Here is a 10,871-nt window from a genome sequence, read left to right on the forward strand (position 1 = left end):
ATCTCGCTGTCGCCGGACAGCACCCAGACGCGGTACGGAGTCCGGCCGAGCCGCTGTCCGGCGAGCGCCATGCCCACGCCCACCGGCAGTCCCTGGCCCAGTGAGCCGGTGGCGACGTCCACCCACGGCAGCCGCGGCGTCGGATGGCCTTCGAGCCGGCTGTCGAGCCTGCGGTAGGTGAGGAACTCCTTCTCGTCGATCGCGCCCGCCGCCAGATACATCGAGTACAGCAGCGGCGAGGCATGGCCCTTGGAGAAGATCAGCCGGTCGTTGCCCGGATGGCCGGGCCGGTCGAAGTCGTAGCGCAGATGCTTGGCCATCAGCACCGCCATGAGGTCGGCGGCGGACATCGAGGAGGTCGGATGGCCCGAGCCCGCCGTATCGGCGACCCGTACGGAGTCGACCCTCAACTGCTGGCCGAGTTCGGTCAGTTCTTCGCTGTTCATGTCACTCCTCGCGAGGTGTGCCGGAGATGTTGGAGGTGTGCGGTCCGCCCGGAACCCTGGCCAGCTCGGGCGACGACGATTCGAGCGGTACGGTCCAGGAGCGGACCAGGCCGAGCTGGACGGCCTGACGCGGCAGCACCGCCTCAAGGAGCCAGTCGGCGGCGACGCGCACCCGGTTGCCCGGCATGGCCGCCAGGTGGTAGCCGCGTGTGACGGCTCCCGCGAGCGGTCCGGACAGCGGCACGCCGAGCGGATTGGCCGCGGCCTTGACCCCGCCCAGATCCACGACGAACCCCAGGTCGTGGTGGCGGTAGACCCGCTGCACACCGTGGCCGAGCGTGGCCGCCACATTGCCGCCCGCCACCCGGCCCTGCCTGGTGGCGTGTTGGGCGGTCATCGGCGTGAACTGTCCGGGCCTGGTGAGGTCCGGTACGGCCGCGGCGTCACCGCAGGCGAAGACCTCGGGGTGGCCGGGCACATTGAGCCGCGCGTCGACGAGCAGCCTGCCCCGTTCGACCGGCAGACCGAACGTGGAGACCAGTGGGTCCGGCCGTACGCCCACACACCACACCAGGGTGTGGGTCTCGATGAACTCGCCGTCGTCCAGCGTGACCCCGGTCCGTGCCGCCTCCTTGACGGAGGTGCCGGTCCGTACGTCCACACCGCGCCGGCGCAGCACCCGGTCCGCGGTGACGGAGAGCCGGCGGTCCAGTTCGGGCAGGACGCGCGGGGCGATGTCGAGAAGCAGCCAGCGGGGTTTGCGCTGATGACACCAGGTGGGCTGCCGGCGGACCAGCGCGTCCGTGAAGAGCTGGCCCTGTGCGGCGACCTCGGTGCCGGTGTAACCGGCCCCGACCACGACGAACGTGGCACGGGCCGCGCCCTCACGATAGTTGTCGGTGGCGGCGGCCAGCTCGATCTGACGGGTCACATGGTCCCGTAGGTAGAGGGCCTCCGGCAGTCCCCGGAAGCCGTGCGCGTACTCGGCGACGCCCGGGACCGGAAGCAGTTTGTTGACGCTGCCCACGGCGAGGACGAGCCGGTCGTACGTCAATTCGCCACGGTCGCCCTCCGGCCCCGTGTACGCGACACGCCGGGACTCCAGGTCGACGTCATGGGCCTCGCCGAGGACGAGCCGTACCCGTGGCAGCGTCCCCGGGAGAGAGACCGTCACCCGGCGCGGCTCCAGAATGCCCGCGGCGACCTGGGGCAGGAGCGGGAGATAGAGAAAGTAGTCCGTCGGGTTCAGCAGGACCACTTCCGCGGTGTCCCGGACGCGCCGGGAGAGCGTACGGGCGGCCTCGTATCCGGCGAATCCTGCTCCGATGATGACAATGCGTTCTCGGCTCACATTCGACTCCGGAGTGTGACATATCGGGTCGTAAGGGTTGACTTGTCACGTGCCCGCCGACAGGGACGACAAACACCTCCCCCGCCGCGAAGGCGTTCGGAAGCGCTGTGCGGGGCACCGGGATACGCATGACGAAAGGCATCGCGAAGGGCATCGCCCACGACGGTGCCCAACGCCGCGTGGCCGCTGCCGCGGGGCCCTCACCTGCCGGTTGACACGATCGTGAGAGGTGGGAAGGTGGACGCAGGGGAGGAGCCGCCACCTCCCCCCGGCAGAGACTCCCACGCACCGGCGCAGGGCCGGCCCGCAGGAGGCGAGGAGAACGACGTGAGCGGCGACAGCGGCGAAAGCGGCGAGATCATGGGTGACGAGGTCTACCAGCCGGACGGCTCGGAGGTCATCGACGACGAGGGCATCCTCGACCCCGAGGACACTCTCCTGGACCGTGGCTCGGACCCCTTCGACGAGGGCTGGTCGCCGCCGGAGCGCCCGCTCGGTGTGGAGCACATCGGGACGACGGCCGCCGAGCAGCAGGCGGGTGAGACGCTGGATCAGCGGCTCGCCGAGGAGGTCCCCGACCTCCCGGTTCCCATCGGGGACGGTATCGGCGACCTGCCGTACGGGGAGGGCGAGACGCTCGACGACGAGGTCGGAGACGACCGGTCGGGGCGGCTGGTGGCGCCGGACGAGGGCGCGCACGAGGACGCCGAGAAGGACATGATCGCCAGCGATGTCGGGATCGACGGGGCCGCCGCTTCGGCGGAGGAGGCCGCGGTCCATCTCGTTCCCTATCCGGAGGACGAGGAAGAGGCCGGCCCCGAGTTCGAATGAACCAACCGAGCTCGGGTGAACCAACCGCGCACGGCCGGGCCGTACATCGGGAGCGGGTGAACATCCGCCCGGTGTAAGGCACTTCCGCACCGGTGTACGGCACTTCCGGACCGTGCGACGGTGTGTACGACGGTCAGACCAGGACCGGCACGCGCGACACGGGCGGCGCGAACACTGCCGGAGCGGGCACCGGGACCGGCTCGCACCGCGCCGTGCCGAGCCCGGTGAGAGGTCTCCAGGGCACCCTCGGGATGTCCTGCGGGCTGCGGACACTTCTGGTGAACCAGACGACCTTGCCCTCGGCCGTGGCGCACGTACCCCAGCTGTCGCTCAGCGCGGCGACTCTGGCGAGACCGCCACCGGCCGTGAGCAGCCGCGGCATGCGCGGGCCGTTGTCCTCGACGGAGGCCGTCAGATGCCGGCCCGTCCAGCGCAGTTCGACCACACAGCGATTGCCGTCACCGACATGGCGGTGGACATTGGTCAGCAGTTCGTCGATACCTTTGCCGACGGGCGCGACATGCAGGTCGAGCCTCCAGTGCCGAAGGCGCGCGGCGACGATGCGCCGGAGTTGTGGAACACGCCCCGGAAAGGCGTGGAGTTCGACCACACAATGACGGTCGAGCGGATCGGTCATCGTCGAGGCTCCTCACGCAGAGGCCCACGAACTTCACCACGTCGGATCAACACAGCGTTGGATCAACGACCCCCGAGCACGAAGCGTGAGCGAAAGCCACTTCTGGGTCATTCTCAGGGTGAGGTGAGCCGTCCGGAAGCGCAACACGGGAGGGTTCCAGGCACATCACGACCCGCTCGGAGCGGGTCGGAACGACGGTCGGAGCCGCTCGGAGCGGATCGGCCCGGCGACCCGCTCGGTCCCTCGGCCTTCCACCAGGAGCCGGCCACCGGCTCACCGGCTTTCCAGGAGCACCTGGATCTCTTCCTCCTGGTCGCCGAAGGCCGTGCCGATGTCGTGGACGGTGAACGCGGAGGCCAGCGTTCCGCGCACGCTGTCCACCGCCGAGTAACCGCCCTGGAGTGTGGCCGTGAGCGGTGCCGTCAGCCGCACGGGGCCCGGCTTCCCGCCCGGATGGGCGGCGTCGAACGTCGCGAGCCACACGGTGGGCCGCCGCCCGGCCACGTCCCGCGGTACGTCGTCGGCCGCGCGATCGCAGGCGAAGGCCGTACGGAGCACACCGAACACGGCGTGCGCGTCCTCCTTCGCGCCGTCGGTGAGCGCCACCACGACCTCGTCCACGGGACGGTTCACACTCTTCACGTCGATCGCTCCTCTCCGCGTCAGGTGTCGTGCCCGGGGTCCGGCGTCCGATGCCCGGTTGCCGGTCCGATGTCCGGTTGTCCGTTTCCCACCCTCTCCCCCGCCGCCGAGGTGTGCGACCGGACCGCACCCTGCCGGGTCCGGACCGGCCTCCGGGGCGGGGCGACGGAACAGCCCTCAGGCTTCGAGCTCCTTGAGGAAGGTGGTGCAGAAGGCGTCGAGGTCGTCCGGCTTCCGGCTGGTGATCAGGGTGCCGGGCGCGGACGTGCAGACATGGACCTGCTCGTCGACCCAGGTGGCGCCCGCGTTGCCCAGATCGGTCCGCAGGCTCGGCCATGAGGTCAGCGTCCTGTCGCGCACCACGTCCGCCTCGATCAGCGTCCAGGGGGCATGGCAGATCGCCGCCACCGGCTTGCCCGCGTCGAAGAAGCCCTTGACGAACGACACGGCCGCCGCGTCCATCCGCAGGGCGTCCGGATTGGCGACACCGCCGGGCAGCACGAGCGCGTCGTACTCGTCCACGGCCGTCCCGGACACCGTGCGGTCGACCGGGAAGGTGTCCGCCTTGTCGAGATGGTTGAACGCCTGGATCTCACCCGGAGCCGTGGAGACCAGTACCGGCTCTCCGCCGGCCTCGCCCACGGCCTTCCACGGCTCGGTCAGCTCGACCTGCTCCACGCCCTCGGGAGCCGCGAGGAATGCCACACGCATGTGATCACGTCCTTTCACGTCGTGCTCGTACGACTCCTCTCATATGTCTCTTCCCATACCCAGCCGTACCCGGATATTCCATTTGCTTCCGGGCCCATGTTCCGGTCACGTGCACGCGTCGGACGGCTCAGAGACGTTTCGCGTCGGGAGCGGTCGCCGTGCGGAGCCACGCGGTCACGCTCGCGGTGCGGCGGCGCAGTCGTTGCAGAGGCGTGGGCGGCAGCTCGCGGGCCGCACCGCGGGCGTAGTACCGCTCGACATGGAACTGGCCGACGGACAGCACGCTGGTGACGACGATGTACCAGATCGTCGCCACCATCAGCAGCGGGATGACCTGGTACGTACGGTTGTAGATCAGTTGCACGGAGTACAGCAGGTCCTGTACGGCGAGCACACTGACGATGCTCGTCCCCTTCAGGGTGCCGATCAGCATGTTGCCGGCGGTGGGAACGATGGAGCGCATCGCCTGCGGCACGACGATCCGGCGCAGCACCCGCCACCGGCTCAGCCCCAGGGACTGCGCGGCCTCCGTCTGGCCGGCGTCCACGGAGAGGATCCCGCCGCGCACCACCTCCGCCGCGTAGGCCGCCTCGTGCAGGGTGAGACCGACCAGCGCGGTGAGTCCGGCGCCGAAGAGATTCACGGTCTCGAAGGTGAGGAACTCGGGGCCGAAGGGGATACCGATGCCGAGCGTCGGATAGAGCGCGCCGATGTTGAACCAGAACAGGAGCTGCACCAGCAGCGGAGTGGATCTGAAGATCCACACATATCCCCAACTGATCGTGCGCAGCACCGGGTTGGCGGAGAGCCGCATCACGGCGAAGACCGTGCCGATGACAAAACCGAGCACCATCACGCCCGCGGTCAGCCAGAGCGTGAGCAGCAGCCCGTCGAGCACGGCGGGCGTGGTGAAGTACTGGCCCACCACGCTCCACTGGAAACGCGGGTTGCGTACCACCGAGTTGACGACCATCGCGAGGACCAGCAGCGCGGCGGCGGCCGACAGCCACCGTCCCGGGTGCCGGCGCGGCACGATACGGGAGTCCTCATCGGCGCGCGGTGGAACCGGTCGGCGTCCGGGAGGAACCGCGTCGGGTACGCGCAGGACATCGGGCGAGGGCGACACAGACATGAGAGGGCTCCGGCGGGAGTGCGGTCGGCGGCGGTCGGTGTACTCCGGGTGCCCGGGTGCTCCGGGTCCGGACGTTCCAGGTACTCCAGGTACTCCGGATGCTCCGGACGTCGTCACGCACCGCGTCCCTCAACACGGCTGGTACGGCCCGGTGTTCACCTCGGTCGCCTCGACGGGCCGATGTGCGCACAGGAGCCGCACGCGTCCCGATCGTACGGGCCGGAGCCGCGCGCTTGTCAAGGACGCCTCGGTGCCCGACCACAGTGCGGGCACCGGTTGACTTCGGTGAACGTCCCGTGCTCAATTGGCTGCATGCAGAAGCAGCTGCCGTTGGTCACCCGCGGCCACATCGACTTCGGTCGAGTGTGGTCCGCCTCTTGTTGCGCCTGATCGCACCTGACCTCGGCAGCGGGCCGCCCGACCGGCCCCTCCCTCCCTCGGTGACCCCGTCGCGGGCCAAGTTCCCGTCCCTCACCGGGCGCACGCTGCCGTCTTCCTCCTGACGCTCCACGCGCCACTCCGCTTCAGCGCCCCACTCAGCTTCCGCCGTTTCCGCCGTGTCCGCGGTTCACCCAGGGCTCCTTCGGCATGCCCTCCTCCGCGTACGCGCCGCGTTTGTCCGCCGTACGAAAGGTCCGTCATGCCTGTGGAGTTCCTCGGTATCGCCGCCACCCACGACGGGTCGGAGACGAATCCCCGCTCCGGCGCCGCGTTCGACAAGGAGTACACGCTCAAGCTGGCCCGCGCCCACGAGGACCACGGCTGGGACCGGGTGCTGTTCGCGTACGGCTCGGGCTCGCCCGATCCCGCTCCGGCCGCCGCGTTCATCGCCTCGCGTCTGGACCGGCTCCAGATCCTGCTGGCGCACCGGCCGAACGTCTCGTACCCGACCTTCGCCGCCAAGACGTTCGCGACGCTGGACCGGATCAGCGACGGCCGGCTCACGGTCCACTTCATCACCGGTGGCAACGACCATGAGCAGGGCCGCGAGGGTGACACGCTCACCAAGGACCTGCGCTACTCGCGTACGCGCGAGTACATCGGGATCGTCAAGCGGATCTGGACCACGCACGAGCCCTTCGACCACGAGGGCGAGCACTACCGGTTCCACGACTTCGTCAGCGATGTCTTCCCGGTCCAGCAGCCGCGCCCGAACGTCTCGTTCGGCGGCTCCTCACCGGCCGCGTACGAGGCGGGCGGCGCCGAGGCGGACATCTACTGCCTGTGGGGCGAGCCGCTGGAGAAGACCGCGGAGCAGATCGAGGCGGTGAAGGCCGCGGCGCGCGCGGCCGGGCGCCAGGCGCCGCCGCGTATCCAGGTGGCCTTCCGGCCGATCATCGCGCCGACCGAGGAACTCGCCTGGGAGAAGGCCCACCGGACGGTGGACACCATCAAGGCCCGCAAGGAGCAGGGCGACGCGGCCCTGCTGCGCCGCTACCGCCGGGGCGAGCCCGAGAACACCGGCTCGCGGCGGCTGCTCGCGATCGCGGAGTCGGGCGAGCGCTACGACCGGGCGCTGTGGACGCCGACCGCCGCGGCCACCGGCGGCGCGGGCAACTCCAACGCGCTGGTCGGGACACCGGAGACGGTCGCACAGGCACTGCTCGACTACTACGACCTGGGTGTGGACATCCTCTCCGCGCGCGGTTACGACCTGCTGGGCGACGCCATCGACTTCGGCCGTCATGTCATCCCGCTGGTGCGCGAAGAGGTCGCCAAGCGGGACGCCGAACGGAACGCCGAGCGGGAGGACGCCGAGCGCGCGGACCGCGGCACGCGGAACCTGGTCGAGGCCGGCCGATGACCTCCGTCGCCGAACACGGCGGTCCGACCTGGGTACGGACCACCCTCACCGATCCGCTGGTGCTGCCGATGCTGCGCGAGCTGGACCAGGAGTACACCACGCGCTACGGCCAGTCGGCACACGGCGAGCTGGCCCGCTATCCGGCGGCGGAGTTCGATCCGCCGCACGGTGTCCTGCTGCTGTTGCTGGAGCACGGCGAACCGGTCGCGGGCGGGGCGTTCCGCAGGTACGACGACACCACGGCCGAGCTGAAGCGGATCTGGACCCATTCGGCGCACCGGCGGCGAGGACTGGCCGCCCGGGTGGTCGCCGAGCTGGAGCGGATCGCCGCCGTACGCGGCTACCGCCGGATCTATCTCACCACCGGGCCGCGCCAGCCCGAGGCCAGAGGGCTGTATCTGACGACCGGATACACACCGCTGTTCGACACGAACGCCGATCCGGAGACCATCGGTCCGCTCCCCTTCGAGAAGCATCTCGCCGACCGCGCCTCCGATGTCACCGCCCTGTCCGTCGCCACCGAAGGAAAGGTGTGAGCCCGTGCGCACCCTGTTCCCGGGCCGTCCGCGCCGATCGCCCGCCGTCCTTGTGGCCGCGGCGCTGCTTCTGCCAGTCCTGGCGGGCTGCGGTACGGACACGTCGTCCGGGTCGAGGACGGCGGGCGCCGCCTCCCCCGCGCCGTCGGACGATGTCACCGGTTCGCTCACGAAGAACGCCGAGCTGGCGAAGCTGCTGCCCGAGAACGTCCGCGCGCGGGGAACCTTCCGGATCGCCTCCGCCGTGAGCGCGCCGCCCACCGCGTACTTCCCGGACGCGTCGTCCGGCCGGCCGGCCGGCCTCGACATCGACATCGCGGACGCCGTCGGCAGACTGCTGGGACTGAGACCGGAGCGGCAGAACGCCAGTTTCGAGGCGATCCTGCCCGCGCTCGGCAGCGGCAAGTACGACGTGGGCACCGGGAACTTCGGTGTCACCGACGAGCGCCGCAAGACGATCGACTTCGTCACCTACATCAATGACGGACAGGGATTCGCCGTCCGCAAGGACGACACCAGCCTGAACAAGGTGACCGCTCTCGACGAGCTCTGCGGCAGGACCATCGGCACCGGAGCGGGCACCACCTTCGAGGCGACCCTGAACGCCCAGAAGGGTGTCTGCGCGGACGCGGGCAAGAAGCCGTACACGGTGCGGGTCTTCTCCGAGAACGGCGCCGTCCTGACCAGTCTTCAACAGGGCCGGATCGATGTGGTCATGTCGACCATCAACGGTCTGCGCTACCAGGCCTCGCAGCCGGCGGCCGGAGTCAGGTTCCTGGGCGAGTTCCACCGGCTCGACGTCGGTTTCGCCTTCGACAAGGGCTCGCCGCTGCTCAAGGCCTTCCAGGGCGCCGTCAACGAGCTGATCGACGACGGCACGTACGCCCGGATCCTCAAGAAGTGGGGAACGGAGGATTCCGCCATCGAGGAGTCCCGGATCAGCCCGCCCGAGACCACGTAGCGGCAGGAGCCTCCGATGGATATCGCAACCGGCACGGCGGACAGACCGCCCGTACCACCGTCGTCCTCCGCGGCGCCGCCCGACGCCCCGTCGTCGTCCTCCCGCTCCCCGAGGAAGGAGGCATCGCCACCGAGCGAGGCGGAACTCGCCGCGCTGAAGGTGGTGCCCGCGCGGCATTACTGGCGCTGGGTGGCCGGCGCCGCCGCGCTGGTCGTCGTCGCGCAGTTCGTGCACGGTCTGGTCACCAATCCGGGCTGGGACTGGGACACCTTCTTCCTCTATCTCTCCACCGACACCGTGCTTAAGGCCGTCTGGGTGACACTCCAGCTCACCGCGTACGGCACCGCGCTGGGCTTCGCCCTCGGTGTCGTCCTCGCCTTCATGCGGCTGTCGCGCAGTGTGATCCTCCAGACGGTCGCCTGGACCTACATCTGGGCGTTCCGCTCGATCCCGCTCATCGTCCAGCTTCTGTTCTGGTTCAACCTGGCCTATCTCTACCAGGAGTTGGGGGTCGGCATCCCCTTCGGTCCCGTCCTGTGGAGCTTCGACACGATGAACCTGGTGGGCGCCATGTCGGCGGCCGTCATCGGTCTGGCGCTCCATCAGGCGGCCTACGCGGCGGAGATCGTGCGTGGCGGGATCATCTCCGTCGAGGGCGGACAGCTCGAGGCGGCGGCGGCGCTGGGCATCCCCCGGCTGCGTCAGATACGCCGCATCCTGCTGCCGCAGGCGATGCGCGGGATCCTGCCCAACGCCGCCAACGAGGTCATCTCCCTCTTCAAGGGCACCTCGATCGTCTCCGTGATGGCCATCGGCGAGCTGTTCTACCAGGTGCAGGTGATCTACGGGCGCAACGGCCGGGTCGTACCGCTGCTGATGGTCGCCACCGCCTGGTACATCCTGCTCACCACGCTGCTGTCCGTCGCCCAGTACTACGTGGAGCGGCACTTCGCGCGCGGAGCCGAGCGCACTCCGCCGCCCACTCCGCTCCAGCGAGCCAGGACCTTCACCCGCAGAGTACGGGCCGCTGCCGCCACCGGAGGTTTTCCGCGATGAGTACAGACACCGCTCCCGAGGCGGCGCCCGGCGACGGCAACGGCCGGGACAGCGCCGCGAATAGCGGCGCCGGCACCGGCGGTCTGATGGTCGACGTACGGGGCGTGCACAAGAACTTCGGCGCGCTGGAGGTGCTCCGCGGGGTCGACCTCCAGGTCCGCACCGGCGAGGTCACCGTCGTACTGGGCCCCTCCGGTTCGGGGAAGTCGACGCTGCTGCGCAGCATCAACCATCTCGAAAAGCTCAACCGCGGCTACGTCAGCATCGACGGCGAGCTGATCGGCTACCGCCGCTCGGGCTCCAAGCTGCACGAGCTCAAGGAGAGGGAGGTGCTGAAGCAGCGGCTGCACATCGGCTTCGTCTTCCAGAACTTCAACCTCTTCCCGCATCTCACCGTGGTCGAGAACATCATCGAGGCTCCCGTCTCGGCGCTGCGCCGCCCACGCAGGACCGCCGTCGAACAGGCCGAACGGCTGCTGGAGCGGGTCGGTCTCGCCGACAAGGCCCACGCCTATCCGCGGCAGCTCTCCGGCGGCCAGCAGCAGCGTGTGGCGATCGCCCGCGCGCTCGCGCTGGAGCCCAAGGTGCTGCTCTTCGACGAGCCCACCTCGGCGCTCGATCCCGAACTGGTCGGCGAGGTCCTGGATGTCATCAAGGACCTGGCCCGCAGCGGCACCACCATGATCGTCGTCACCCATGAGATCGGCTTCGCCCGTGAGGTCGCCGACACCGTCGTCTTCATGGACGACGGTGTCGGCGACCTC

11 protein-coding genes and 1 pseudogene are annotated in these 10,871 nt (G+C 69.7%); 6 read left to right on the plus strand and 6 right to left on the minus strand.

The window, feature by feature from the left end:
• Both BFF77_RS24495 and BFF77_RS24500 read right to left on the minus strand, forming a co-directional pair.
• Window positions 1–446 (minus strand): annotated as a pseudogene (locus BFF77_RS24495) (transketolase); the annotation flags it as partial.
• A gap of 1 nt (window position 447) precedes the next feature.
• Window positions 448–1,797 carry an NAD(P)/FAD-dependent oxidoreductase gene (locus tag BFF77_RS24500; RefSeq protein ID WP_066953479.1) on the minus strand — a complete coding sequence of 450 codons (1,350 nt, stop codon included), beginning with the start codon at window positions 1,795–1,797 and terminating at the stop codon, window positions 448–450.
• A gap of 360 nt (window positions 1,798–2,157) precedes the next feature.
• Between BFF77_RS24500 and BFF77_RS24505 the strand changes: the two genes are divergently transcribed.
• Window positions 2,158–2,628, plus strand: a complete 471-nt coding sequence (locus BFF77_RS24505) for a DUF5709 domain-containing protein (protein WP_066953495.1) — start codon at window positions 2,158–2,160, stop codon at window positions 2,626–2,628.
• Window positions 2,629–2,761: 133 nt separating this feature from the next.
• Here the strand turns inward: BFF77_RS24505 and BFF77_RS24510 are convergent, their stop codons facing one another.
• The 4 genes from BFF77_RS24510 to BFF77_RS24525 form a co-directional block, all read right to left on the minus strand.
• On the minus strand, window positions 2,762–3,265 hold the full coding sequence (locus BFF77_RS24510; RefSeq protein WP_066953481.1) for an ATP-binding protein: 504 nt from the start codon (window positions 3,263–3,265) through the stop codon (window positions 2,762–2,764).
• Window positions 3,266–3,538: 273 nt separating this feature from the next.
• Entirely contained in the window at window positions 3,539–3,907 is a 369-nt protein-coding gene (locus tag BFF77_RS24515; RefSeq protein ID WP_066953483.1) for a hypothetical protein, read from the minus strand.
• A gap of 177 nt (window positions 3,908–4,084) precedes the next feature.
• Window positions 4,085–4,618, minus strand: coding sequence for a type 1 glutamine amidotransferase domain-containing protein (locus tag BFF77_RS24520; protein ID WP_066953485.1), 534 nt, complete (start codon window positions 4,616–4,618; stop codon window positions 4,085–4,087).
• Between the two features lie 127 nt (window positions 4,619–4,745).
• The gene (locus tag BFF77_RS24525; protein WP_066953487.1) at window positions 4,746–5,750 is read right to left on the minus strand and encodes an amino acid ABC transporter permease; all 1,005 of its coding nucleotides are present in this window, start codon (window positions 5,748–5,750) and stop codon (window positions 4,746–4,748) included.
• Window positions 5,751–6,390: 640 nt separating this feature from the next.
• On the opposite strand from BFF77_RS24525, the gene BFF77_RS24530 reads away from it, so the two are divergent.
• From BFF77_RS24530 to BFF77_RS24550, 5 genes are all read left to right on the plus strand, one after another.
• On the plus strand, window positions 6,391–7,554 hold the full coding sequence (locus BFF77_RS24530) for an LLM class flavin-dependent oxidoreductase (RefSeq protein WP_066953489.1): 1,164 nt from the start codon (window positions 6,391–6,393) through the stop codon (window positions 7,552–7,554).
• Window positions 7,551–8,090 (plus strand): GNAT family N-acetyltransferase, encoded by a 540-nt coding sequence (locus BFF77_RS24535; protein ID WP_066953491.1) that lies wholly within the window; start codon window positions 7,551–7,553, stop codon window positions 8,088–8,090. Before BFF77_RS24530 ends, BFF77_RS24535 begins: the two co-directional genes overlap by 4 nt.
• Before the next feature lie 4 nt (window positions 8,091–8,094).
• Window positions 8,095–9,051 carry an ABC transporter substrate-binding protein gene (locus BFF77_RS24540; RefSeq protein WP_245703686.1) on the plus strand — a complete coding sequence of 319 codons (957 nt, stop codon included), beginning with the start codon at window positions 8,095–8,097 and terminating at the stop codon, window positions 9,049–9,051.
• 15 nt (window positions 9,052–9,066) lie between these two features.
• Entirely contained in the window at window positions 9,067–10,107 is a 1,041-nt protein-coding gene (locus BFF77_RS24545) for an amino acid ABC transporter permease (RefSeq protein ID WP_066953493.1), read from the plus strand.
• Between the two features lie 86 nt (window positions 10,108–10,193).
• The coding region (locus BFF77_RS24550) for an amino acid ABC transporter ATP-binding protein (RefSeq protein WP_066953498.1) at window positions 10,194–10,871 on the plus strand (678 nt) is incomplete at its 3' end.

Source organism: Streptomyces lushanensis, assembly GCF_001700515.1.
Classification (GTDB): Bacteria; Actinomycetota; Actinomycetes; order Streptomycetales; family Streptomycetaceae; genus Streptomyces; species Streptomyces lushanensis.

Bases quoted from the DNA above. Each gene is read 5' to 3' on its own strand.
- BFF77_RS24535 (WP_066953491.1), top strand. From the start codon at position 7,551: ATGACCTCCGTCGCCGAACACGGCGGTCCGACCTGGGTACGGACCACC.
- BFF77_RS24505 (WP_066953495.1), top strand. From the start codon at position 2,158: ATGGGTGACGAGGTCTACCAGCCGGACGGCTCGGAGGTCATCGACGAC.
- BFF77_RS24520 (WP_066953485.1), bottom strand. From the start codon at position 4,618: ATGCGTGTGGCATTCCTCGCGGCTCCCGAGGGCGTGGAGCAGGTCGAG.
- BFF77_RS24525 (WP_066953487.1), bottom strand. From the start codon at position 5,750: ATGTCTGTGTCGCCCTCGCCCGATGTCCTGCGCGTACCCGACGCGGTT.
- BFF77_RS24545 (WP_066953493.1), top strand. From the start codon at position 9,067: ATGGATATCGCAACCGGCACGGCGGACAGACCGCCCGTACCACCGTCG.
- BFF77_RS24510 (WP_066953481.1), bottom strand. From the start codon at position 3,265: ATGACCGATCCGCTCGACCGTCATTGTGTGGTCGAACTCCACGCCTTT.
- BFF77_RS24530 (WP_066953489.1), top strand. From the start codon at position 6,391: ATGCCTGTGGAGTTCCTCGGTATCGCCGCCACCCACGACGGGTCGGAG.